Origin of the sequence: Psychromonas sp., assembly GCF_047632955.1 — a bacterium.
Classification (GTDB): Bacteria; Pseudomonadota; Gammaproteobacteria; order Enterobacterales; family Psychromonadaceae; genus Psychromonas.
This window is the reverse complement of record NZ_JBLIED010000014.1, coordinates 67,247-91,084: the sequence shown is the minus strand read 5'-3', so window position 1 is coordinate 91,084 and position 23,838 is coordinate 67,247. Positions and strand designations below refer to the sequence as shown.

The window sequence follows — 23,838 nt, the reverse complement described above, 5'->3', positions numbered from 1 at the left end:
TTATTTTGAATTCCGTGTTCTGTTTAACGCTAATACTTGTATAATGCTGCCGGAATATTGATTCAATTTTTTACTAAAGAGTATATAAAATGAAAGATTTAAGTAAATACAGAAATATTGGTATTTTCGCGCACGTTGATGCGGGTAAAACCACAACTACAGAGCGTATCCTAAAACTTACCGGCACAATCCACAAAACCGGTGAAGTACATGATGGCGAATCTACAACTGACTTCATGGAACAGGAAGCTGAGCGCGGTATTACTATCCAGTCTGCTGCGGTAACTTGTTTTTGGAAAGATCATCGTTTTAACGTTATCGATACTCCTGGGCACGTTGACTTCACTGTAGAAGTTTACCGCTCTCTTAAAGTATTGGATGGCGGCATCGGTGTATTCTGTGGTTCTGGTGGTGTTGAACCACAATCAGAAACTAACTGGCGTTATGCGAACGACTCAAAAGTTGCCCGTATTATTTTCGTTAACAAATTAGACCGTATGGGTGCTGATTTTTACCGTGTAATTGAGCAAACTAAAAAAGTACTGGGTGCTAACCCGCTGGTTATGGTTCTACCTATCGGTATCGAAGACGAATTCAGTGGTGTTGTTGATCTATTAACCCGTAAAGCATACATCTGGGATGATACTGGTCTTCCAGAAAACTATGAAATTACTGATGTTCCAGCTGATATGCTTGAATTGACTGAAGAATACCGTGAAAAATTGATCGAAACTGCCGTTGAGCAGGACGATGATCTGATGGAAGCATATTTAGAAGAAGGTATTGAACCTACTCTTGAAGAGATCAAGCTTTGTATCCGTAAAGGTACACGTACTATGGAGTTCTTCCCAGCTTACTGTGGTTCTGCCTTCAAAAACAAAGGCGTGCAAAACATTCTTGACGCTGTTGTTGATTACCTGCCTTCTCCAACTGAAGTTGATCCACAACCTCTTACGGACGAAGAAGGTACGCCAAACGGTGAATTTGCAACTGTATCTGCAGAAGAATCATTTAAAGCGTTAGCATTCAAAATTACCGATGACCGTTTTGGTTCACTTACTTTCGTACGTATCTACTCAGGTACGTTGAAGAAAGGTGATACCATCCTTAACTCATTCACAGGTAAAACTGAGCGTGTTGGACGTATGTGTGAGATGCAAGCAGATGACCGTAAAGAGCTTGCTTCAGCACAAGCGGGTGATATCATCGCTATCGTTGGTATGAAGAACAACGTGCAAACGGGCCACACATTATGTGATCCAAAACATCCGATTGTTTTAGAAGCAATGGTATTCCCAAATCCAGTAATCTCTATCTCGGTAACTCCGAAAGATAAAGGATCTACTGAAAAAATGGGTATTGCTATCGGTAAAATGGTTGCAGAAGATCCAACCTTTAAAGTTGAAACTGATGTCGATTCGGGTGAAACTATCCTGTCTGGTATGGGTGAGCTGCACTTAGATATCAAAGTTGATATCCTTAGACGTACCTACGGTGTTGACCTTGCAGTTGGTGAACCTCAAGTTGCTTACCGTGAAACTATTACTCAAGAAATTGAAGATAGCTACACGCATAAGAAACAGTCTGGTGGTTCTGGTCAGTTCGGTAAAATTGATTACCGTATCAAGCCTGGTGAACCAGGTACTGGTTTCGTATTCGCTTCTAAAGTTGTTGGCGGTAACGTACCAAAAGAATTCTTCCCTGCGATTGAGAAAGGCTTCAAGAGCATGATGGATACTGGTGTACTAGCTGGCTTCCCAGTACTTGACGTTGAAATCGAACTTTTTGACGGTGGTTTCCACGCCGTGGATTCATCTGCAGTCGCATTTGAATTAGCAGCACGTGGTGCATTCCGTCAGTCTATCCCTAAAGCGGGTGCACAACTTCTTGAACCTGTTATGTCGGTAGATGTATTTACACCTGAAGATCACGTTGGTGATGTTATCGGTGACCTTAACCGTCGTCGTGGTATGATCGCCGGTCAAGAAGCTGGAAATAGTGGTGTTCGTATTAAAGCTGACGTACCTCTTTCAGAAATGTTTGGTTACATCGGTTCTTTACGTACAATGACATCAGGCCGTGGTCAGTTCTCTATGGAGTTCAAAAACTACATGCCTTGTCCGAACAACGTTGCTGAAGGCGTAATCGAAAAAGTTAAAGCTGATAAAGCTGCTAAAAAGAAATAATTTCTTTTAAATAATTTTTAAGATTAATAAACCTCGTTATGCAAATAACGGGGTTTTTTTTTATCTGCCTGCAAAAATATTTGGGCACATATATTCAGTTCTCTACGTACAATGACATCAGTCTGTGGTCAGTTCTCTATGGAGTTCAAAAACTACATGCCTTGTCCGAACAACGTTGCTGAAGGCGTAATCGAAAAAGTTAAAGCTGATAAAGCTGCTAAAAAGAAATAATCTTTTTTAAATAACTTTTAAGATTAAGAAACCCTGTTATGCAAATAACGGGGTTTTTTTATATCTATCATTTAGCCGTCATTTTCCTGCACAGCAGCTGCACTTTTATTTTTTTCCCAACTCTCTTTCTCATAAAATACGCGCCGCTTGTGGTCGTCAGTTTCCCATTATAAGATGAATTACAAAATAGTAGTTGGCATATGCCAATAACTAAGTTAAGTTAGTATATCTATTCGCCATTGAGTTTTTAAATGCGTCCCAAAATTAAGCGTCATATTTGCGCCGATAACTGTGCCAAATTCAGTCTCTTTAAACCAAATGGTATACCCGCTTCTGAGTTAGTAAAAATACAGATAGAAGCCGATGAGTTTGAAGCGCTGCGTTTAGTCGATAGTGAAGGCTTTTCTCAGCAGGATGGTGCGCAGCAGATGGGGGTTTCCCGGCAGACCTTTGCCAATATTTTAAAAAATTCACGCCGCAAAATCAGCACTGCGTTGCTTAACGGTTACGCATTAGTGTTACCGAAAAAATCAGCACCATCCAACGAATAAGGGGAAATATTATGATTTATGCCATTGCAACAACGGATCAACAGCTGGCTCATCGTTTTTCAAAAGCAGAACTCTTTACTTTTTATAACCAGCAGCAGGAGGTTATTGCGGTTGATAAAAACCCTGCCTTAGCTTCTCCGGGTTGTACGGGTAAGCGCCTGTTAATTGATCTTCTCCATAAAAGAGGCTGTGATGTGGTGATTGTCAGAAAAATTGGCGAAAAGACACTGGCCAAATTATTACATGCAGGTTTTAAAGTTGAGCAGGGAAATACGCGCCATTCTTACCAAGAATTATTAACCGCTGCGGACCTGCACAAAAATGCCTTAACCAGCCCGGAACAGGGCGTTAAGAGTAAAATGGAAAATTGTGGAAAGCATTGATAGGACAGCATTGATAGGGAAGTATTGAGAGGAAAGTACCGTGGAATTTATTATTACGTTTTTTATCTTTTTGCTGGTTATTATCGGACTGGCACTGGGGGTTATTTTCGGTCGGAAAAGTCTTCAGGGAAGCTGTGGTGGTCTGGCGAGCGTGGGTATCGAGAAAAGTTGCGACTGCGAAAAGGTGTGCGATCAGCATCAGACTCTCTATCAAATTCAGGAACCGGAAAAATGATTTAGATCCCCGCATGAATTTATAACATTGAGTTATTTTATTTAACTTGTGTGCTTTTTCTTCTATACTGCGGGTTCTTGTCGGAGCGCCTTCGGGCTGAGACCACAAAGTTTGTAATATTATCACCACATAATGGGGATTTTATACACAGCAAAGTGGAATCCGTGGAACCTGATTGGGTTAATACCTGCGTAGGAAACAAGCATAAAGAAACGGGATCTCCTTTCTTTACTCTTTCCACTAAATTTCGACAAGCACTCTAACTACCCACTTTAATTAAGGTAAAGAATGCTATGTCTAATCAAGTAAACTCAAATTTAAAAACCAGCAGCCGTAAAGGTTTATCCCGCAAAGCCTGCCGTCAGGCGGCGCAGGACTACATTCAAAATCTTAATAACGAGTCCTATCCCAATTCAGAAAAAATCTTTATTGAGGGTAACATCCACCCCATTAAAGTCGCTATGCGGCAAATTCATCAAACCGATACATTTGTCTCAGGCAATGATGAAAAGCCTGTTTATGAAAAAAATGAACCCATTCCCGTTTATGATACTTCCGGTCCTTATACGGATCCCAAAACGAAAATCGATGTGCATGCCGGTTTACCGCGTTTACGTGAAGCGTGGATAACCGCCCGTGATGATATTGAAACGCTGCAGAGTGTCACCTCGAATTTTGCACAGCTGCGTTTAGCCGATGACAGCTTGAACGAATTACGTTTTGCTAACCTGCCTAAACCACTGCGCGCTAAAAAAGGGCAATGCGTTACTCAAATGCATTACGCCCGTCGGGGCATTATCACCCCGGAAATGGAATATATTGCGATTCGTGAAAACATGGGCCGTGACCGCGTAAAATGTGAAGCGCTGCATTTTCAGCATGCGGGTCATAGTTTTGGTGCCAATCTGCAGGAAAAAATAACCCCTGAATTTGTGCGTCAGGAAGTCGCTCGCGGACGGGCTATTATCCCTTCTAATATAAACCATCCGGAACTTGAGCCAATGATCATCGGCCGTAACTTTTTAGTCAAAGTTAATTCTAATATAGGTAACTCTTCGGTGAGCTCTTCCATTGAAGAAGAGGTCGAAAAACTGGTCTGGTCAACGCTCTGGGGTGGCGACACGGTAATGGATTTATCGACCGGTCGTAACATTCATGAAACCCGTGAATGGATCCTGCGTAACTCACCGGTGCCAATCGGCACAGTGCCTATATACCAGGCATTAGAAAAAGTTAAGGGCGTTGTTGAAGATCTTACCTGGGAAGTTTTCCGCGATACCTTAATTGAACAAGCCGAGCAGGGAGTGGATTATTTCACTATTCACGCAGGGGTGTTATTACGTTTTGTACCGATGACGGCTAAACGTGTCACGGGTATTGTTTCGCGCGGCGGCTCTATCATGGCAAAATGGTGCCTGACTTATCATAAGGAAAACTTTGCTTATCAGTACTTTCGTGAAATCTGTGAAATCTGTCAGCAGTATGATGTTGCGCTTTCTTTAGGTGATGGTCTGCGCCCTGGCTCAGTTGCGGATGCCAACGACCAGGCGCAGTTTGCCGAGTTGGAAGTGTTAGGTGAATTGACTAAAGTTGCCTGGGAATACGATGTGCAGGTTATTATCGAAGGTCCGGGTCATATACCGATGCAGATGATTAAAGATAATATGGATAAACAGCTGGATGACTGTTTTGAAGCGCCGTTTTATACCTTAGGGCCACTCACCACGGACATTGCGCCGGGTTATGATCATATTACCTCGGGCATAGGCGCCGCCCAAATCGGTTGGTACGGTTGTGCGATGTTATGTTACGTCACGCCTAAAGAGCATTTGGGTCTGCCCAACAAAGATGATGTCAAAGTAGGTCTGATAACCTACAAAATTGCTGCGCATGCCGCAGATTTAGCAAAAGGGCACCCCGGTGCGCAAATTCGTGATAATGCCTTATCAAAATCCCGTTTTGAATTCCGTTGGGAAGATCAATTTAACCTCGGTTTAGATCCGGTCACAGCACGTGAATACCACGATGAAACCCTGCCGCAGGAATCGGGAAAAGTGGCGCATTTCTGCTCCATGTGCGGGCCAAAATTCTGCTCCATGAAAATCACTCAGGATGTGCGTGATTTTACCGCGAAATTAGATTCCGGTGAGATTAATATTAAAATTTTAGATGAAACCATTACAATGACAGCAGAACAGGGCATGGCGCTTAAAGCACAAGAATTTAACGACTCTGGTGCTGAGATCTACCAACCGGTTTGATCAAAAAGCTATCTGCTGTCGGCAGATAGCGGTTCTTGTTAAGGATAAAATATGAGTAATATTGTTTGGACTATTGCGGGTTCTGATTGCAGCGCTGCCGCGGGTCTTCAAGCGGACCTTTGCACCTTTTTTGATTTAGGTGCCGACGGCAGCTGTGTGATCAGCGCGGTCACTGCCCAAAACTCTCAAGCGCTGAATTTACTTGAAAGTGTTTCCGATAAAATGTTCACTGAGCAATTAGCGAGTTTGGCGGCCGATATGCCCGCTAAAGTCATTAAAATCGGCTTAATTGCAAGTGTTGAACAGGTTGAAATACTTGCTCAGCAGTTAGCGTTATATAAACAAACTTGGCCGCATAAACCCTTTGTCATCTTTGATCCCGTGGCGATTTCATCAATGGGTGAAAAGATAATAGAAGAAGGCATTAATGAAGTCATCAAAAGTAAGTTATTACCGCAAGTTGATTTATTAATACTCAATACAAATGAGGTATTAACCCTATGCGGGCATGCTTTGATTTCCGGTGAATCATTTAAACCTGCGGCACTAAAACTGATCAGTATGGGCTGTGACAGTGTGCTTATCAAAGGTGGAAATTTTGAGCTGGTGAATAAAATAGCGCTTGATTACTGGAGCGACGGGCTGCGTGAAATTGCTCTAAGCAGTCCACGCTTAACTAAAGCGCAGTCTATTTGCACCGGAGGCACTTTAGCCAGCGCAATTGCGGCCACTATGGCGCTTGATTATTTTATTGAAGATGCTTTTGTGCTGGCGAAAGCTTACCTTAATCAAGGGCTAAAAGCTGCCAAACAGCTGGGTAAAGGTGAGGCGGCGATAGCTCATTTAGGCTGGCCGAGCAATAAAAGTGATTTTCCGGAAGTGGTTTTGCCGGAGTCAGCCATCGGCTATGAGTTGGACTTGCCGGGCACGTTGGAAGCCGGCCCCGGTTTTGAGCCTTGCGATACCATTAAACTGGGTTTATATCCGGTTCTGGACAGTGTTGAATGGCTAGAAAAAGTTTTAAAGTTGGGGGTGAAAACCCTGCAACTGCGCATTAAAGATAAACGCCCAGAACAAGTTGAGTCACAGATTATCGAGGCGATAGCCCTTGGGCGTAAATATAATGCGCGTTTGTTTATCAATGATTACTGGCAACTGGCAATCAAACATCAGGCCTACGGGGTGCATCTTGGTCAGGAAGACATGGATCTAGCAGACTTACCCTTAATCGCCGATGCGGGGCTGCGCTTAGGGCTCAGTACCCATGGGTATTATGAAATATTACGGGCGCAGCAGTTAAAACCCAGTTATATCGCACTAGGACATATTTTTGAAACCCAAACTAAAGAGATGCCCTCAAATCCGCAGGGGTTAGAGCGTTTAGAAAAATATGCTGCGTTGTTGTCCGCTGTTCCGACGGTGGCGATTGGCGGCATTAACCTTGAGCGGGCTCCTGCCGTTTGGAAAACCGGGGTTGGCAGTATTGCGGTGGTTAGCGCAATAACCTCTGCCGCCTCCCCCAAAATAGACATTGCATCCTTTAATCAAGTGATGCAGTAAAAAATAACTAGTCTTATGTTTTTCGAGTTTTTCGTCTCGAAGTTTAAGCTCTTCATTAATAATATTAAGGTACATATGTTAACTGATCCTGAAATATTACGTTATAGCCGGCATCTGTTATTGGAAGATGTGGGTGAGTCCGGGCAGGTCTCTTTAAAATCTGCCAAGGTACTGATTGTTGGCATGGGTGGACTCGGCTCTCCCGCCGCACTGTATTTAGCCGCTGCGGGTATAGGCACTCTGGTATTATCTGATTTTGACCATTTGGAAGTGAGTAATCTGCAACGTCAAATCGCGTATCAAAGCTGTGATATCGGCGCTGCTAAAGTGACCTTGATGAAGCAGCGTATCGAGGCACTTAATCCTGAAATACGGGTACGTAGTATTAACACTCAAATGAGTGAATCACAACTGTCCATGGAGCTTATGCTGGCGGATTTGGTCTTGGATTGTACCGATAATATGGCCAGCCGGCAGATGATTAACAGCGCCTGCGTACAAGCTAAAACCCCGTTAATAGTGGGTGCGGCTATTCGTTTTGAAGGGCAGCTAATGTTTTTTGACCACAGTAAAGCCGATTCTGCCTGTTACCACTGTTTATTTCCAAATAACGATGAGCAGGTTTTGAATTGCAGTAATTCAGGGGTCCTTGGTCCGGTGGTTGGCACCATTGGCACCTTGCAGGCATTGGAAGCTATTAAGTATCTGCTCGGGTTACCTTCCGGAATCCGCAATAAATTAAAGATTTTTGATGGTAAAACCTTAGATTGGCAAACCTTTGCGATTAATAAAGATCCCAAATGCAGCGTATGCGGACAATTTAAATGAAACTATTTGTAAATGAGCAGCTCATAACCATTCCCGCTGATTGTAATATTGAACAATTATTATTGCTGTTAGAAAGCCCCTTAAAGGGCAGCGCAGTGGCGGTTAATCAGCACATTATCAGTCGTTCAAAATGGGCTGAATATAAACTTAATGAAAGCGATCAAATTGCACTTTTCCAAGCCATAGCAGGAGGTTAGTCAGAATGTTATTTAATAAACATGATCCATTAGTGATTGCGGATAAAACCTTCACTTCCCGTCTGTTCACCGGAACCGGTAAATTTAATGATCAACAAACTATGATTGCGGCGCTCGAAGCATCACAATCTGAATTGGTGACCATGGCCTTAAAGCGTATTGATATGCAGCATAAGGACGATGATATCCTCGCGCCCTTAATTAAAAACGGCATGAATTTATTACCCAATACGTCCGGTGCGCGAAATGCCAAAGAGGCGATATTTGCAGCGCAACTCGCCCGCGAAGCCCTGCAGACCAACTGGATAAAATTAGAAATTCATCCCGACCCTAAATATCTGCTGCCGGATCCTATTGAAACATTAAAAGCCGCTGAATTTTTAGCGCGTGATGGTTTTGTGGTGCTTCCCTACGTGCATGCAGATCCTGTTTTGTGCAAACATTTAGAAGCCGCCGGCTGTGCCGCGGTGATGCCGCTGGGTGCTCCTATTGGTTCTAATAAAGGGCTAAAAACCCTTGATTTTTTAGAAATAATTATCGAGCAGGCAAATATTCCGGTGATTGTGGATGCCGGCATCGGCAGTCCTTCACATGCGGCGCTGGCAATGGAGCTCGGCGCCGATGCGGTGTTAGTTAATACCGCAATGGCCGTGGCGAGAGATCCCGTGGCAATGAGTGAAGCTTTTGCTAAAGCAGTGCAGGCCGGACGACAGGCATATCTTGCCGGTCTGGCGGGGCAGGTGAATCATGCGGTGGGATCAAGTCCACTGACTGCATTTTTACAGGCGGGGTAGACAAATTATGACTTTTAGTGAACAGATAAAAAATTATCAGTGGGATGATATTCGTTTGTCTATCTATGGCAAAAATGAAAATGATGTGCAGCGCGCTTTATTCAAAGAGCGTTTAGATTTAGAGGATTTTAAAGCATTAATCTCTCCCGCTGCAGCGCCTTTTTTAGAACAAATGGCACAAAAATCACAACAACTAACCCAGCAGCGTTTTGGCAAAACACAACAGTTTTATATTCCGCTCTATCTGTCCAATATGTGCAGTAATATCTGTACCTATTGCGGTTTTTCCATGCATAATGCGATTCGTCGTAAGACTCTGGATATTAAAGAGATTGAGAATGAGTGTTTAGCCATTAAAAAAATGGGTTTTGCGCATATTTTACTGGTGACCGGGGAGTCTGAACGCAAGGTTGGGGTGGAGTATTTTAAACAGGCTCTGCCTATTATAAAAAAGCATTTTTCGCATATCACCATTGAGGTACAGCCCTTAGATCAGCATGAATATGAAGAGCTGATTGAGTTTGGTGTTGATGCCGTATTGGTGTATCAGGAGACCTATAATCCGGTCACCTATGCAGAGCATCATTTAAAAGGTAAAAAATCTGATTTTAAATATCGTTTAGATACTCAGGACAGACTCGGCAAAGCGGGAATGCTTAAAATGGGCTTAGGAAGCTTAATTGGCCTTGAAGAGTGGCGCACCGATTGTTTTTATGTGGCTGCACATTTAACGTATTTAGAGAAAAAGTATTGGCAAAGCCGCTATACTATCTCATTTCCGCGTTTACGCCCCTGTAAGGGAGGCATGGAGATAAAGTCGGTGATGAATGATAAAGAGTTGGTGCAGTTGATTTGTGCCTATCGTTTATTTAGTCCCGAGGTTGAGTTATCACTTTCAACGCGTGAATCGGAACATTTTAGGGATCATGTTTTACCCTTAGGTATTACATCATTAAGTGCAGGATCCAGTACACAGCCGGGCGGTTATGCAGCAACATCTGAAAAAGCTCTTGAGCAGTTTGAAATATCCGATGACAGATCTCCTGCTACAATGGCGAAGTTGGTTAAATCAAAAGGTTTTGAGGTGGTTTGGAAAGATTGGGATCATAGCCTGACGGGTAAATAAGTCAGTTTGTATAATAGATTAATTAAGAAGGTGATATGTCAGAGCAAGAAATTTACGCAACATTGGTGGAAATTAAAGAGGAGCCAACAGCCCTTTATAAGATACTAAAATTTGAAAACTTAGTGTCGGGTGGCGGGGAAGCGAAACTTGCGATCACCGAAGGTTATGTTTTTTTGAATGGCCAGGTTGAAACGCAAAAACGCAAAAAAATATATGCGGGAGATATCATTAGTTTTAATGACCAGCATTATCAGATTGCTTTAAAAGGCCAAACCGAGGGTTATGAAGTTGTAAAGCAGAAACCAGCAGCAAAACCTGAAAAGAGCAAAGCCGTCAAAAAAATGCGTAAGCCAATCAGTTTTTAGAAGCTTGCTGACAGCGTTAATAAAGAATAAAGAATAAATAATTTAGAGGTTATTGCGGTAATACCAATAAAAACCCATTACTTTCTCAACGTATTGCTCAGTCTCCGGATAGGGCGGAATCTGTTTATTATAACGTCTTACTGCGCCTTCCCCTGCATTGTATGCGGCTAATGCGAGCTCTTTACTTTTAAACTCCTGCAGAAGTTTATACAGGTATTCGCTGCCGGCATGAATACTCTGCTTGGGATCAAAAGGATCACTGACTCCAAAACGCAGCGCCGTCTGCGGCATCAGCTGCATCAAACCCTGCGCTCCGGCGGATGAAACTGCATTATAACGATAGCTGGATTCTGCGGTGATCACCGCATGAATAAATGAAGGTTCCAGGTGATATTTCTGCGCCGCTTGAAGAATAATAGAGTGATACTTTTTCTGCAGAGTTTTATTTCTAGGTACGTGAATAACGGTAACATTTTTACGTTTCTGGGTATTAAAAGAGTTAGAACTTGTATTGGAATCACTTTTTAAGATTAAACGGTAAGAGGGATTAACCTGGCGTTCAGCAAAATGTTGATTACCTTCCTTATCAACCAGCATATAAATATCAGCACCGACATTACTGGTCAGCAGTAAACTAACCAATAACGGCACTCCAATTTTCCATATTTGCATGATCTTCGATTGTTCCATAATCTATTTATCACTCATTTAATTATTTGCTTGCGGTGTATTTATATTTTTCTCTTTATTTACATTAACCAGTGAAGCTTGAGCTGAACTGCTTGATTCCGCCTCACTGGTTTTTTTATCTACATTGGCCAACTGGCGATCATTAGGGTACAGATAACGTGCATAATTCAAGGTTTGCTGCGCCTTTTGCGGCTGCTGATTATTAAGGTATGCAAGATAAAGGGTAAGATAAAAATACGATTTTGGCTTACTTTTAATGCTTTTTTCTGTCCAATCTATTATTTTTTGAATTTCTTCGGGTTTATGCATTTGCATTGCCACTCTCAAGCGGAAATTATTGAGATAGAAGTCAAAGCGATCTTCAAAGACGAATGGGTTAATGACATCGACCAAGAGTTGAATGTTTGGTTCTTTACTGCGTTCATAGGCTGTTATTTTGGAGATAGTATGTAAATTACTGATCATAAACACGGTGGTAAAAAGAGGAATTAATAACGCAGAGGTACGTAGCAAAAAGGTGGGTCTAAACTGTATTTGTCGGCTGCTTGCTGATTGAGAATCAATATAAAAAATCAAGACTAACAAAACTAACCAATGCAGAGCTGAATGATACAGCGGATATTCAGTTTGAGTATGCACTATTATTGGCGCTACGAGCGCCGCTAAGGCCATCGCCCTGGTTAATTTAAAGGCACCTAATAAGCGGATAAAAGCAACGACTAATAACAATATTGCGATTATAGGTATAATACCGCCTTCCACGGCCCAGAATAATATTTCGTTATGCGGGTGGGTGAGGTCGCTACCATATGCAGGTAAATTTCCATTTTTAACCTGCTCGGCGTAAGTAATCAAATAGTTCTTTTCAAATCCGCCGTAGCCATATCCTATTAAAGGATGCTGTTTAATCATTTGTATCGAATGGGAATAGAAATTTAAGCGTACGCCACCTTCTTTAAGGTTCTCTGCGTTTCTTGTGCCTAAAGCGTCACCTTTGATCGCCGCAAAACCGATGCCCAGGGATAAAGCGAAAAGAAAAATTCCCAGTTTCTTTTTATTGCACTGCCATGCCCACGGAATAAATAACACCAGTGCAATTAATAACCCCAAATAGCCAGTGCGTGAGACGGTTATAGTGAGCACCCATATATTTAATACAACTGTGAGCAATAAAAAAATTTGTAACTTTCTGGTCTTGATTTGTAGTAATAAATAGCCCGCTAAAATCAGCGTTGTTGCCATAAAACTGGCAAGGACATTAGGCTGTTGGAAAATACCGTAGGGACGACCGTAGCCGACATCATAACCAAAGATATTATCAGCCGGTAATAAATAATCTTGGGTTAAGCTATAACAGGCTTGTATAAAACCTGCCAGTACAATGAGCAATAAAAGCTTTTCGAGGTTCTTTTTATCAAACTGAAACTGCTGCAAACTAACAAATAATAAAAAACCGGCAAACAGGCCGATTAAGCGCGTATAACTTTGATCTGCCAGCGCATTATTGGGGTAAAGAAGCGGAATTAAAAACAGTCCTATAGCGCTCAATAAAAAGACTGTAAAACGGCTGTAGAATATCTTTTTCTGCACGCTTATTTTCCATAAACCCAGACCAATCAAGGTCGAAAAAAACATCCATACCACATTATTCTGTGCCAACTCAAGGCCACTGCCGCCCTGATTATGCTGGAAATAATGGGCTCCGAGGCCCATTAAAAGCGCAAAAGTGATTAAAAATGCACGGGTTAATTTTTGCTGTAAATCCATTTATCAACTGCTCTCTTTGTTATAACTGCAACATTTATGCTTATACGCTAATGTAATGTGCTGGTATTATGCGCTTATGATTTTTTATCTAACATGGCTTTTAAAAACTGTCCGGTGTAACTGGCCGATACTTTTGCAACTTCTTCCGGTGTTCCCGCTGCGATAATTTCGCCGCCGCCACTGCCGCCTTCCGGACCTAAATCTACTATCCAATCCGCGGTTTTAATTACATCCAAATTATGTTCAATAATGATGATGGTATTACCATGGTCGCGTAACGCCTGAATGACTTTTAAAAGCTGAGCAATGTCATGGAAGTGTAAACCCGTGGTTGGCTCGTCAAGAATGTACAGGGTTTGTCCGGTATCACGTTTTGACAGCTCTTTGGCTAATTTTACCCGCTGAGCCTCACCGCCTGAAAGGGTAGTTGCAGCCTGCCCTAAACGAATATAGGAGAGCCCCACATCCATTAAGGTTTGTAATTTTCGCGCAATCACTGGAACCGGCTGATAAAACTTAAAAGCATCTTCAACGGTCATGTCTAAGGTTTCATGGATATTTTTGCCCTTGTATTTTACCGCTAATGTTTCGCGGTTATAACGTTTACCCTGACAGGTATCACAGGGTACATAGACATCGGGCAGAAAGTGCATTTCAACCTTAATAACCCCGTCACCCTGGCAGGCTTCACAGCGCCCGCCCTTAACATTAAAACTAAAACGGCCGGGTTTATAACCGCGCGCTCGTGATTCAGCCGTGGCGGCAAACAATTCACGAATCGGGGTAAAAATACCGGTGTAGGTGGCCGGATTGGAACGCGGCGTCCGTCCTATCGGACTTTGGTTAATATCAACCACTTTATCTAAATGAGACAGACCGCTTATTTTTTGATAGGGCGAAGGTTGCAGGGTGCTTGCTTTATTTAATCGGGTTTGCGCCAGCGGATACAAAGTATCGTTAATCAGGGTCGATTTCCCTGAGCCGGAAACGCCGGTAATACAAGTTAATACGCCAATGGGGATCTCAAGATTGACCGATTTTAGATTATTGCCCGTTGCTCCGCTCAACTTAAGCCATTTATCGCTAAGCGCGGTGCGTTGCTCGGGGATTGCGATGGATTTACGGCCACTGAGATAATCAGCGGTTAATGAATTTTTGGCCTTAAGAATGGTTTCATAATTGCCTTCTGCGATAATAAAACCGCCATGAATACCCGCGCCCGGGCCTATGTCAATAATATGATCTGCCAGACGAATAGCCTCTTCATCGTGTTCAACCACGATCACCGTATTTCCAAGGTCGCGCAGATGGGTTAAGGTTTTCAGTAAACGTGCATTATCGCGCTGATGCAAACCGATAGAGGGTTCATCCAAGACGTACATAACCCCCATTAATCCCGCGCCAATTTGGCTGGCAAGGCGAATACGCTGCGCTTCACCTCCGGAAAGAGTTTCGGCACTGCGATCTAAACTCAGATAATTAAGGCCGACATTGACCAAAAAACTGAGGCGTTCTAAAATTTCTTTGAGAATTTTTTCTGCTATTTTAGCTTTTTGCCCCTGTAGCTTGATATCGGCAAAAAATGATTCTGCATCTGCAATTGATAACTGCGAGATGTAAGGTAAGTTGACCTCATTAATAAATACATGGCGAGATGATTCTTTTAAACGCGAACCATGGCAGCTTGAGCAGGGCTGGCGGTTCATATATTTACCAAGATATTCGCGCATCGCACTGGATTCTGTTTCGCGGTAACGACGTGTTCTGTTGGGAATGACACCCTCAAATTCATGTAAGCGGGAAACAACATCCCCTTTATCATTACTGTATGAAAATGAGACTTTTTCTTTTCCGGAGCCAGATAATACAATTTGTTGCTGTTTTTTAGTGAGATCTTTGAAGGGCGTCTCCACGGAAAAACCATAATGGTCACAAACCGCTAATAACATCTGGAAATAATAATTAGATTTACTGCTCCAACCATTAATAGCGCCATCAGCTAAGCTTAATGATGGATTGCTGACGACCAGCTTAGGATCAAAATATTGCTCGATACCCAGTCCGTCACAAGTTGGACAGGCACCCGCCGGATTGTTGAAGGAAAATATACGCGGCTCTAATTCTGCAATACTGTAACCACAATGAGGGCAGGCAAAGTTAGCTGAAAAAATTTGTTCCGGTTGATCGTCATCCATAAAGGCAACAACGGCTGATCCGTTACTTAAATTCAAGGTTGTTTCCACCGACTCAGCCAAGCGTTGTTTTAAGTCATCGCGTACTTTAAAACGATCCACAACCACTTCAATGGTGTGTTTTTTATGCAGCTCTAATGTTGGCGGATCGCTTAAATCACAAATCTCCCCGTCAATACGCGCCCGTAAAAATCCCTGTGCAGCAAGGCTGGCAAAGGTTTTAACATGCTCACCTTTACGCTCTTTGACAATCGGGGCAAGCAGCATCATTTTGCTGCCCACCGGATTACTTAAAATCGAATCGACCATCTGACTGACGGTTTGCGCATTAAGGGTGACGTTATGTGTCGGACAGCGCGGATCGCCAATACGTGCAAATAAAAGGCGCAGATAATCGTGAATTTCAGTAATGGTTCCCACCGTGGATCGCGGGTTATGAGAAGTTGATTTTTGTTCAATGGAGATAGCGGGAGATAAACCCCCGATATGCTCAACATCAGGTTTTTCCATTAAGGAAAGAAACTGGCGAGCGTAGGCAGAAAGAGATTCAACGTAACGGCGTTGTCCTTCTGCATATAAAGTATCAAAAGCCAGAGATGATTTTCCTGAACCCGAAAGTCCGGTGATCACAATCAGTTTATCGCGAGGAATAGAAAGATCGATATTTTTAAGATTATGAGTTTTAGCGCCGCGAATTTCGATGTTGCTCATGATTATCCTCTGGTTTTATAACAATATATTTGCAAGAGGTTTATTATTACATATTCTTAACAAACAACGAAAAATCAGTTTATTATTTATCTATTTTAATTTCATTTAACTATCATTTAAATAGAGGTTAGGTTATGGCAGATACCGGGGTAAAAGAACGATTAGATGCTTGGGACAAATTAAGTATCCTATTATATCGTTGCGGAATGATATTGACCGGAGTGTCTTTACTGCTGTTGGCGGCACAACAAATTTTTTATCCCTATTGGTTTAAACACAGCCTGGTGTTTTTATCCTTAGGCGCTTTATTGCAGGCCGCTTCATTGCATATTTATAAAAAATCCGTGCGCTGGATATTAGTCACCTCCTGTTGGATAGGCGTTTGGTTGGTGGGTCTTAGCCTTGCAACAAGCGGATTATTAGCGGCTTATTTGAGTATGGGTGCATTATTTATTACCCTGTCGGGCATTGCATACAAAGAAAGTTTTTGCTTTTCATTAACTTATCTTAAAGTCATACCGCTGTTATTAGTGCTGTCCTGGTTTGCAGTGCTTTTTGCTCAGGTGCAATGGGCAGCAGGCGGTTTTTCTCTCGCGGCTTTTTTATATCTGTACATGGCCTGGAAGAAAATTCACATGCCGCTCTTTTATGACTTGGGCGATCGTAAAAAATACCAAATCTAAGCTGTACAGCAGATTTTCAAACTTTTACGACTTTAGGCTTTGTCTGCGCTAAAGAGGCAACAGAATGGCGGCGCACTAAGGTGGGAGAAAAACTATGAATAATCGACTGAGTTTGCTGTTTTTTGGCTAATAAGAGGGCCAGTTGTGTCGCTTGTGATGCCATCATTTGTATCGGGTAGCGCATGGTGGTAAGTTTTGGTCTCAGGTATTTGGCAATAAAAACGTCATCAAAACCGGTTAAAGAGACTTGATCCGGTACGTCAATCGCATTTTCATCGAGCACGGATAACGCACCGGCAGCCATCGAGTCATTATAAGCCGACACCGCACTGAGATGCAGACCTTTGGCAAGTAAGTTACTCATTGCTTGTTCGCCTCCCTGCTCATCGGGAGATGCGTATTCAATATATTCTTCCGGGCAATCTATACCATGCTCCTTGAGCGCTGCAAGAAATCCGGCTTTACGCTGATGTGCATCTTCAATATCGTGATTTGAGCAAATATAACCTATCTGCTGGTGTCCCTGTTTGATCAGGTGTTCGGTGATCAGGTATGCACCGCGTTCATTGTCTAAACGAATACAGCGGTCAGCTATCTCTTCAATATAACGATTGATTAGGACTAAACCAGGCAGCTCTTTGGTTAAAGCAATTAACTCATCATCGGGAAGAGCTTTACTGTGTACGATCAACGCATCACAACGGCTATTAATAAGCAGCTCAATAGCCTGGCGCTCACAAGTTGCATCGTGATAGCCGTTACCGATAAGCAGGTGCTTACCTTGAGCAAAGGCCACTTGATCTACCGCTTTTACCAATGCGCCGAAAAATGGATCGGAAACGTCACCGACCACCACGCCAACAGTATTGGTCGTTTGGCTTGCCAGTGCACGTGCATTGGCATTAGGGCGATAACTTAAGGTCTGCATTGCAGCATGGACGGCCATAATTGATGCTTTACTTGCTTTTGGCGACTTGTTGGTGACGCGTGATACGGTTGCGACAGAAACATTTGCTAATTGAGCCACATCTTTGATGGTAGCCATGGGGATTTTCCTGTTGTGAGATGTTTTATTTTTTGCGTATAAAATGTAGTAAAGTATATTGTCTTAATGCTCTTCATTCTGCTCTATTGTCGGACGAATGTAAACGTTGTCACTTATACCTTTATTTGATTCATGCGAGGATAAATTACCGATTTTTATGCGCTATTTATTGATACTCAGACCCCTTCAATTGATCGCTCAATATTATACCGGGGCAGTTGAATCAGGGGTTTGAGGTCGATAACTGACCTTATTAACCACAGTCAATAAAAGGGTGGTGTTTAATTTAGTCAATCAGGTTGAAAATCGGAAAAATCGTAGTTATTGTCCTGTTTTGTGAAAAAAGTCACGGAAAATGATGTAAATCAACTCCCTGATAGGGGAAAAAGGTAAATTACACTCTCATTAATATCGAAGTCAGAAAAACTTTCGTCTATAATGCTTACGTTAATACAAGTTGAACCGATAAATGTTTACTATAAAGCTGTGTTATAGCTAGGCTTGGATGAATATTCAGGCAGTAAGATAAGAAATATACCCAGACTACCTGAAGATGCAGATTCAGCGTTTCGCCTGAATGTGGGAGCAAGACGTAACACTTGCGAATGGTTATACCCCTCTCAAGTGTTATAAAGCCAGCATTTATCGTCTTGCAGATGACTGTATCTTCAAGTAATTTGGGTATACATATAGTTTTAAAATTAAATGAGAGGACTCATCATGTCAGTAAAAAAAATGGTAGATCAAGATTTAGCAGGTAAACGTGTATTTATTCGCCAAGATCTTAATGTGCCAATTAAAAACGGTAAAGTAACATCTGATGCGCGTATCCGTGCTTCGATCCCAACAATTAAACTAGCGTTAGAAAAAGGCGCTAAATTAATGATCACATCTCACTTAGGTCGTCCTGTTGAAGGCGGAACTGCTGAAGAAAATGCCGCATTCTCTCTACAACCTGTGGTTGATTATTTAAATGAAGCATTAGATGTTCCCGTTCGTTTAGTGACTGATTATTTAAATGGCCTGGAAGTAAATGCAGGTGAAGTCGTTGTTCTTGAAAACGTCCGTTTTAATAAAGGTGAAAAGAAAGACGAAGAAGGTCTTGCTAAGCAACTTGCTGCACTATGTGATGTTTACGTAATGGACGCATTTGGTACGGCTCACCGTGCTCAAGCATCTACTCACGGTATTGCTAAGTTTGCGCCTATCGCATGTGCAGGTCCGCTACTTGCCGCTGAACTTGAAGCATTAGGTAAAGCGATGGACAATCCGGCTCGCCCATTAGTGGCTATTGTTGGTGGTTCTAAAGTATCTACTAAGCTAACTGTACTTGAGTCTCTGTCTAAAATTGCTGACCAGCTGGTTGTTGGTGGTGGTATTGCTAACACCTTTATTGCAGCGCAAGGCCATAATGTAGGTAAATCATTATACGAAGCAGACTTAGTTGAAACAGCTAAAAAATTAATGGTTGACTGTGCTATTCCAGTTGCAACAGATGTTGCCTGTGCTAAAGCATTTGATGAAAACGCAGAAGCTGTGATTAAAAATGTTGCAGACGTACAAGATGATGACATGATCTTCGATTTAGGTCCTGATTCAACGGCTGTTTTAGCGGCTATTCTAAAAGATGCTAAAACTATTCTTTGGAATGGTCCGGTTGGCGTTTTTGAGTTTAAAAACTTTGAAGCCGGTACTGCCGGTATCGCTAAAGCGATTGCTGAATCCGATGCGTTCTCTGTTGCTGGTGGTGGTGATACATTAGCCGCTATCGACAAATTCGGTATTACTGCAGATGTTTCTTACATCTCAACGGGCGGCGGTGCTTTCCTTGAGTTTGTTGAAGGTAAAGTATTACCTGCAGTAGCAATGCTAGAGTCACGCGCAAACGCTTAAGCAAACAGTTTAAACGAGATAATTTCTCGTTTTTTAATTTATATCCAATTTCCATTTACGTGCTTTTCGTCGCAAAATTGTGTAACATTAGCCGTGAAATTGAGCAGTATTTAATTTAACTATAAACAAACAGGACTATCCTAATGACTAAGATTTTAGACGTCGTAAAACCTGGTGTTATCACTGGTGATGACTTACAAAAAGTATTTGCAGTTGCAAAAGAAAACAAATTTGCACTTCCAGCGGTAAACGTTATCGGCAGTGATTCAATCAATGCAGTACTTGAAGCAGCCGCTAAAGTTAAAGCACCCGTTGTAATTCAGTTCTCTAACGGCGGTGCAGCATTTAACGCAGGTAAAGGTCTTAAGCTTGCAGGTCAAGAAGCTGCTGTTCTTGGTGCTATTTCAGGTGCTAAACACGTTCACGCAATGGCTGAAGCTTACGGTGTACCGGTTATTCTTCATACTGACCACGCTGCGAAAAAATTACTTCCTTGGATTGACGGACTACTAGTTGCTTCTGAAGCGCATTTCGCAGAAACTGGTAAACCTCTTTTCTCTTCACACATGTTAGATCTTTCTGAAGAGCCTCTAGAAGAAAATATCGAAACTTGTGCTAAATACCTAGCGCGTATGTCTAAAATGGGCATGACGTTAGAGATTGAACTTGGTTGTACTGGTGGTGAAGAAGACGGTGTTGATAACTCTGATATGGATGATTCATTACTTTATACTCAACCATCTGAAGTTGATTATGCATACACTGAACTTTCTAAAATTAGCCCTAACTTCACTATTGCGGCTTCTTTTGGTAACGTTCACGGCGTATACAAGCCAGGTAATGTTAAACTGACTCCAACTATCTTACGTGATTCACAAGCATTTGTTTCTGAGAAGCACGGTCTTCCAACTAACAGCTTAAACTTCGTATTCCACGGTGGTTCTGGTTCTTCTGAAGCAGAAATTCAAGAGTCTATCGGTTACGGTGTTATCAAAATGAACATCGATACAGATACGCAGTGGGCATGTTGGGATGGTGTTCGTGGTTATGATGCTAAAAACCATGATTTCTTACAAAGTCAAATCGGCAACCCAACGGGTGCAGATGCTCCAAACAAGAAATACTACGATCCACGTGCATGGTTACGTGCAGCGCAAGATTCTATGGTTGCACGTCTTGAGAAAGCATTCTCAGATCTTAACGCAGTCGACGTATTATAATTTAATGAATTCAGCTGTTTACCAGCTGAACAATTAAATTATGAAGCCAGCTTAATTGCTGGCTTTTTTTTGTCCAAAATAATACCTTGATGCAACTAACTGAGCCAAGTTCTGTCGTATACCCAAACTTATCAAATTATTTTTAAGGATATTTATGCGCTATTTTCGAACTACAATACTGCTTTTTATAACAACTATTTCCCTTTCAACGTTCGTAAATGCAGCTGCTTTACCCGATGGTCCGCATGTTGCTGTCACCGGCAGTGCCCAAATTGAAGTACAGCCCGATCAAGTGAATATTCAGTTTCAAGCGACTTCATTGGAGAAAACCGCGGGTTCAGCTAAGCACAATGTTGATCAACAGGTTTCTGCTCTTTTAACTAACCTCGAAAAGGCAGGCTTTGATACAAACATACTGGAACGAGGTAAAATCAATAGCAGAGCGCAATACCAATATATAAAAGATCAACGTACATTGCAGGGGATTGTCGCGACCCGTGATTTGAGTTATCTGTTAACTGACCTTGAGCAAGTTAATCAATTTTTAGAGCTTGTTGTCGCTGCAAATATAGAATCTATCGGACAAATGAATTATGGCTTACAGGCACCACAAGAGTGGCAATTAAAAGCCCGCCAACTGGCCATTCAAGATTCAAAGGAGAAAGCGGCAAATTTAGCATCGGCCTATCAAGCTAAGCTGGGAAAAATTTACGCCATCAATTATCAGCACAGTTATACTCAACCGCTAATGATGCGCGCAAAAAGTGATCAGATGGCCGAAAGCAGTTATCAAGTTAATAAAATTAAGGTAAGTGATCAAGTAGAGGCTGTATTTATACTAGAAGATTAACGTACTTGGTATTACATTGCCGAAGAGACGGTTATTTCTAAGCCTTGATCAGGATGGTCAATAAAAGACATCAGGTGACTTTGTTGTGGTCGAAACAGGGCATGCAGGTGATCACTAAAGGGCTGCAAAACCTGCGTCTCAAAGCTGCTCTCCACACTCAAATAGGTGCTTAACTTTTCCGGAGTAATATGGACAGTTAAGTACTGCTTTCCTGCAAGCGCATTTAATGAATAACCCTTTGGACTAAAGGTAAATTGGTCTGTTTGCAGGCCTGGGAAAAATTGCAATACCGCTAGTGTTGACTCAATCTGTTGCTGACCTGCCATACCTGATTGTAATAAACTGGCAAAATCGCCACACAAACCATGCAGCATCAATATTTGTTTGGTCTTTACAGCTCCTGTCAGCGCTTCTCCGAATAAAAATAGATCACCGCGGTAGTTTGCCTGCCAATGCATTGTTTTCCCCTGTAAGTGCGTTTTTAAGAGCACGGTATCCTGTGCAAAACTGCTTTTCTGTAAATCGGGTAAATGAGCTTGGTGGCGATGAAATAATAAGGATTGAATGACCCGGTTCTCGACCTGCTTTTGAAAGAATTGTGCTGCTTTTACAAGGTGGGTATTGCCGCAGGTGATCAGTAATAATTTGTTATGCCAAACGAATAAACTCGATTCAGATAAAAGATAAGCTTTGAGCTGAGTATTCTGTATTTTTGAAATAATGAAAGCACCTGCCTGCGCGACCATTTGCTGCCAAAAAATATCGGAAAATTGCAACAGATCCAGTTCTGTTGTAATTATCTCCAAGCGTTTTTCAGTCCCTTCATAAAACATCTAATTAAGCCTTTATTTATTTACCAAGCCCGGATTGAGGGAATTATTGACGCTTGAGTTTATAGTAAATCACAACCAAGATACAGATCCCTCGATTATCCAGCCGCTGAGTTTAGATTATTGAATAAGGCTCAAGTATAAAGGGACCATTTGACTATCGGCCACGATTTTTTCAAGTAATATCTGGATACAAAAAAGCCTTGGTAAATTTATTTACCAAGGCTTGAATGAGGGGTCTTTGTCTCTGGGTCATTGATCAACATTTGAACTACGGACGCGATTATTTTTAATCAATTTCCGGATACAAATAAACCTTGGGGGATTTCTTTAGGGAGGCTTGAATGATGGTGCTTCGTCTCTGGGCCATTGATCAAAAGTTGAATCACGGAGACGATTATTTTCAATCAAGTCCCGGATACAAATAAACCTTGGGGGATTTCTTTAGGGAGGCTTGAATGATGGTGCTTCGTCTCTGGGCCATTGATCAAAAGCTGAACCACGGAGACGATTATTTTCAATCAATATTCAGATACAAAAAAGCCTCGATAAATTTCTTTATCGAGGCTTAGATGATGATGGTGCTTCGTCTCTGGGCCATTGATCAAAAGTTGAACCACTGAGACGATTATTTTCAATCAATATCAGATACAAAAAAGCCTCGATAAATTTCTTTATCGAGGCTTAGATGATAATGGTGCTTCGTCTCGGAATTGAACCAAGGACACGAGGATTTTCAATCCTCTGCTCTACCGACTGAGCTAACGAAGCAAAACTTTTCTTGTTTTTAAAACAAGCTTCTTTAAATATAAAGAAGGTATTAATGGTGCCGACTACCGGAATCGAACTGGTGACCTACTGATTACAAGTCAGTTGCTCTACCAACTGAGCTAAGTCGGCACACGAAAACGTGTGCATTTGCACCGAGGTTATCAACCTCATTTACCGATTGGAAGTTAATCTTTTCAGTAAATCATAATATGGTGCTTCGTCTCGGAATTGAACCAAGGACACGAGGATTTTCAATCCTCTGCTCTACCGACTGAGCTAACGAAGCGGAACGAGGCGTATTAAATAGATTTTAACCTCGGGCGTCAACACCTTTCTACATATTTATTTGCTTTTTCTGCTGTTCGCTCACCCTTTGAACATTATCCGCTTTATTTGTGAACATTGCAGCTATTGAGATTAAAAATAGCGTTAATTTTAATCTGCAGGGTGGGCAAATAATTGTCTTTAT

At 42.0% G+C, this 23,838-nt stretch carries 20 protein-coding genes, 3 tRNA genes and 1 riboswitch; of the genes, 15 read left to right on the top strand and 8 right to left on the bottom strand.

What is annotated here, in order from left to right:
* Positions 1-89: 89 nt before the first annotated feature.
* The 11 genes from fusA (at position 90) to ACJAZP_RS10625 (ending at position 10,717) form a co-directional block, all read left to right on the top strand.
* Positions 90-2,186, top strand: coding sequence for an elongation factor G (fusA, locus tag ACJAZP_RS10675; RefSeq protein WP_415230722.1), 2,097 nt, complete (start codon positions 90-92; stop codon positions 2,184-2,186).
* Positions 2,187-2,668: 482 nt separating this feature from the next.
* The gene (locus ACJAZP_RS10670; protein WP_415230721.1) at positions 2,669-2,968 is read left to right on the top strand and encodes a DUF134 domain-containing protein; all 300 of its coding nucleotides are present in this window, start codon (positions 2,669-2,671) and stop codon (positions 2,966-2,968) included.
* 11 nt (positions 2,969-2,979) lie between these two features.
* On the top strand, positions 2,980-3,351 hold the full coding sequence (locus ACJAZP_RS10665) for a NifB/NifX family molybdenum-iron cluster-binding protein (RefSeq protein ID WP_415230720.1): 372 nt from the start codon (positions 2,980-2,982) through the stop codon (positions 3,349-3,351).
* Positions 3,352-3,391: 40 nt separating this feature from the next.
* Positions 3,392-3,586 carry a (Na+)-NQR maturation NqrM gene (gene nqrM, locus ACJAZP_RS10660; protein ID WP_415230719.1) on the top strand — a complete coding sequence of 65 codons (195 nt, stop codon included), beginning with the start codon at positions 3,392-3,394 and terminating at the stop codon, positions 3,584-3,586.
* A gap of 71 nt (positions 3,587-3,657) precedes the next feature.
* A riboswitch (TPP riboswitch) is annotated at positions 3,658-3,801 on the top strand.
* A gap of 78 nt (positions 3,802-3,879) precedes the next feature.
* A complete protein-coding gene (gene thiC, locus ACJAZP_RS10655) occupies positions 3,880-5,847 on the top strand; it encodes a phosphomethylpyrimidine synthase ThiC (protein ID WP_415230718.1) in 1,968 nt (655 codons plus the stop codon).
* Positions 5,848-5,898: 51 nt separating this feature from the next.
* Positions 5,899-7,407 (top strand): thiamine phosphate synthase, encoded by a 1,509-nt coding sequence (thiE, locus tag ACJAZP_RS10650; protein WP_415230717.1) that lies wholly within the window; start codon positions 5,899-5,901, stop codon positions 7,405-7,407.
* 75 nt (positions 7,408-7,482) lie between these two features.
* On the top strand, positions 7,483-8,235 hold the full coding sequence (locus tag ACJAZP_RS10645) for a HesA/MoeB/ThiF family protein (RefSeq protein WP_415230716.1): 753 nt from the start codon (positions 7,483-7,485) through the stop codon (positions 8,233-8,235).
* Positions 8,232-8,432 (top strand): sulfur carrier protein ThiS, encoded by a 201-nt coding sequence (gene thiS, locus ACJAZP_RS10640; RefSeq protein ID WP_415230715.1) that lies wholly within the window; start codon positions 8,232-8,234, stop codon positions 8,430-8,432. The genes ACJAZP_RS10645 and thiS overlap by 4 nt, the downstream gene beginning before the upstream one ends.
* A 5-nt stretch (positions 8,433-8,437) precedes the next feature.
* Positions 8,438-9,226, top strand: coding sequence for a thiazole synthase (locus ACJAZP_RS10635; protein ID WP_415230714.1), 789 nt, complete (start codon positions 8,438-8,440; stop codon positions 9,224-9,226).
* 7 nt (positions 9,227-9,233) lie between these two features.
* Positions 9,234-10,352: a 2-iminoacetate synthase ThiH gene (gene thiH / locus ACJAZP_RS10630; protein ID WP_415230713.1), complete on the top strand. Its 1,119-nt coding sequence runs from the start codon at positions 9,234-9,236 to the stop codon at positions 10,350-10,352.
* A gap of 35 nt (positions 10,353-10,387) precedes the next feature.
* The gene (locus tag ACJAZP_RS10625; protein ID WP_415230712.1) at positions 10,388-10,717 is read left to right on the top strand and encodes an RNA-binding S4 domain-containing protein; all 330 of its coding nucleotides are present in this window, start codon (positions 10,388-10,390) and stop codon (positions 10,715-10,717) included.
* Between the two features lie 42 nt (positions 10,718-10,759).
* On the opposite strand, the gene ACJAZP_RS10620 is transcribed toward ACJAZP_RS10625, so the two are convergent.
* From ACJAZP_RS10620 to uvrA, 3 genes are all read right to left on the bottom strand, one after another.
* On the bottom strand, positions 10,760-11,389 hold the full coding sequence (locus ACJAZP_RS10620) for a lytic transglycosylase domain-containing protein (RefSeq protein ID WP_415230711.1): 630 nt from the start codon (positions 11,387-11,389) through the stop codon (positions 10,760-10,762).
* A 36-nt stretch (positions 11,390-11,425) separates the two neighbouring features.
* Positions 11,426-13,174, bottom strand: coding sequence for a PglL family O-oligosaccharyltransferase (locus ACJAZP_RS10615; RefSeq protein WP_415230710.1), 1,749 nt, complete (start codon positions 13,172-13,174; stop codon positions 11,426-11,428).
* 74 nt (positions 13,175-13,248) lie between these two features.
* Entirely contained in the window at positions 13,249-16,077 is a 2,829-nt protein-coding gene (gene uvrA / locus ACJAZP_RS10610) for an excinuclease ABC subunit UvrA (RefSeq protein WP_415230709.1), read from the bottom strand.
* Positions 16,078-16,211: 134 nt separating this feature from the next.
* On the opposite strand from uvrA, the gene ACJAZP_RS10605 reads away from it, so the two are divergent.
* Positions 16,212-16,760 carry a DUF2301 domain-containing membrane protein gene (locus ACJAZP_RS10605; protein ID WP_415230708.1) on the top strand — a complete coding sequence of 183 codons (549 nt, stop codon included), beginning with the start codon at positions 16,212-16,214 and terminating at the stop codon, positions 16,758-16,760.
* 16 nt (positions 16,761-16,776) lie between these two features.
* Here ACJAZP_RS10605 and ACJAZP_RS10600 read toward each other — a convergent pair whose 3' ends face one another.
* Positions 16,777-17,805 carry a substrate-binding domain-containing protein gene (locus ACJAZP_RS10600; RefSeq protein ID WP_415230707.1) on the bottom strand — a complete coding sequence of 343 codons (1,029 nt, stop codon included), beginning with the start codon at positions 17,803-17,805 and terminating at the stop codon, positions 16,777-16,779.
* Positions 17,806-18,525: 720 nt separating this feature from the next.
* On the opposite strand from ACJAZP_RS10600, the gene ACJAZP_RS10595 reads away from it, so the two are divergent.
* The 3 genes from ACJAZP_RS10595 to ACJAZP_RS10585 all read left to right on the top strand — a co-directional run bounded on the left by ACJAZP_RS10595 (position 18,526) and on the right by ACJAZP_RS10585 (position 21,768).
* Positions 18,526-19,698, top strand: coding sequence for a phosphoglycerate kinase (locus ACJAZP_RS10595; protein WP_415230706.1), 1,173 nt, complete (start codon positions 18,526-18,528; stop codon positions 19,696-19,698).
* 143 nt (positions 19,699-19,841) lie between these two features.
* Positions 19,842-20,918 (top strand): class II fructose-bisphosphate aldolase, encoded by a 1,077-nt coding sequence (fbaA, locus tag ACJAZP_RS10590; protein ID WP_415230705.1) that lies wholly within the window; start codon positions 19,842-19,844, stop codon positions 20,916-20,918.
* 154 nt (positions 20,919-21,072) lie between these two features.
* Positions 21,073-21,768 carry an SIMPL domain-containing protein gene (locus ACJAZP_RS10585; RefSeq protein WP_415230704.1) on the top strand — a complete coding sequence of 232 codons (696 nt, stop codon included), beginning with the start codon at positions 21,073-21,075 and terminating at the stop codon, positions 21,766-21,768.
* Positions 21,769-21,779: 11 nt separating this feature from the next.
* Here the strand turns inward: ACJAZP_RS10585 and ACJAZP_RS10580 are convergent, their stop codons facing one another.
* From ACJAZP_RS10580 to ACJAZP_RS10565, 4 genes are all read right to left on the bottom strand, one after another.
* On the bottom strand, positions 21,780-22,601 hold the full coding sequence (locus ACJAZP_RS10580) for an S-adenosylmethionine decarboxylase (protein ID WP_415230703.1): 822 nt from the start codon (positions 22,599-22,601) through the stop codon (positions 21,780-21,782).
* A 692-nt stretch (positions 22,602-23,293) separates the two neighbouring features.
* A tRNA-Phe gene (locus ACJAZP_RS10575) sits at positions 23,294-23,369 on the bottom strand.
* 53 nt (positions 23,370-23,422) lie between these two features.
* Positions 23,423-23,498: transfer RNA gene (locus tag ACJAZP_RS10570), tRNA-Thr, on the bottom strand.
* Positions 23,499-23,579: 81 nt separating this feature from the next.
* Positions 23,580-23,655 (bottom strand) — tRNA-Phe (locus ACJAZP_RS10565).
* Positions 23,656-23,838: the final 183 nt, after the last annotated feature.

Bases quoted from the DNA above. Each gene is read 5' to 3' on its own strand.
- fusA (WP_415230722.1), top strand. From the start codon at position 90: ATGAAAGATTTAAGTAAATACAGAAATATTGGTATTTTCGCGCACGTT.
- ACJAZP_RS10670 (WP_415230721.1), top strand. From the start codon at position 2,669: ATGCGTCCCAAAATTAAGCGTCATATTTGCGCCGATAACTGTGCCAAA.
- ACJAZP_RS10665 (WP_415230720.1), top strand. From the start codon at position 2,980: ATGATTTATGCCATTGCAACAACGGATCAACAGCTGGCTCATCGTTTT.
- thiC (WP_415230718.1), top strand. From the start codon at position 3,880: ATGTCTAATCAAGTAAACTCAAATTTAAAAACCAGCAGCCGTAAAGGT.
- thiE (WP_415230717.1), top strand. From the start codon at position 5,899: ATGAGTAATATTGTTTGGACTATTGCGGGTTCTGATTGCAGCGCTGCC.
- ACJAZP_RS10645 (WP_415230716.1), top strand. From the start codon at position 7,483: ATGTTAACTGATCCTGAAATATTACGTTATAGCCGGCATCTGTTATTG.
- thiS (WP_415230715.1), top strand. From the start codon at position 8,232: ATGAAACTATTTGTAAATGAGCAGCTCATAACCATTCCCGCTGATTGT.
- ACJAZP_RS10635 (WP_415230714.1), top strand. From the start codon at position 8,438: ATGTTATTTAATAAACATGATCCATTAGTGATTGCGGATAAAACCTTC.
- thiH (WP_415230713.1), top strand. From the start codon at position 9,234: ATGACTTTTAGTGAACAGATAAAAAATTATCAGTGGGATGATATTCGT.
- ACJAZP_RS10625 (WP_415230712.1), top strand. From the start codon at position 10,388: ATGTCAGAGCAAGAAATTTACGCAACATTGGTGGAAATTAAAGAGGAG.
- ACJAZP_RS10620 (WP_415230711.1), bottom strand. From the start codon at position 11,389: ATGCAAATATGGAAAATTGGAGTGCCGTTATTGGTTAGTTTACTGCTG.
- ACJAZP_RS10615 (WP_415230710.1), bottom strand. From the start codon at position 13,174: ATGGATTTACAGCAAAAATTAACCCGTGCATTTTTAATCACTTTTGCG.
- uvrA (WP_415230709.1), bottom strand. From the start codon at position 16,077: ATGAGCAACATCGAAATTCGCGGCGCTAAAACTCATAATCTTAAAAAT.
- ACJAZP_RS10605 (WP_415230708.1), top strand. From the start codon at position 16,212: ATGGCAGATACCGGGGTAAAAGAACGATTAGATGCTTGGGACAAATTA.
- ACJAZP_RS10600 (WP_415230707.1), bottom strand. From the start codon at position 17,805: ATGGCTACCATCAAAGATGTGGCTCAATTAGCAAATGTTTCTGTCGCA.
- ACJAZP_RS10595 (WP_415230706.1), top strand. From the start codon at position 18,526: ATGTCAGTAAAAAAAATGGTAGATCAAGATTTAGCAGGTAAACGTGTA.
- fbaA (WP_415230705.1), top strand. From the start codon at position 19,842: ATGACTAAGATTTTAGACGTCGTAAAACCTGGTGTTATCACTGGTGAT.
- ACJAZP_RS10585 (WP_415230704.1), top strand. From the start codon at position 21,073: ATGCGCTATTTTCGAACTACAATACTGCTTTTTATAACAACTATTTCC.
- ACJAZP_RS10580 (WP_415230703.1), bottom strand. From the start codon at position 22,601: ATGTTTTATGAAGGGACTGAAAAACGCTTGGAGATAATTACAACAGAA.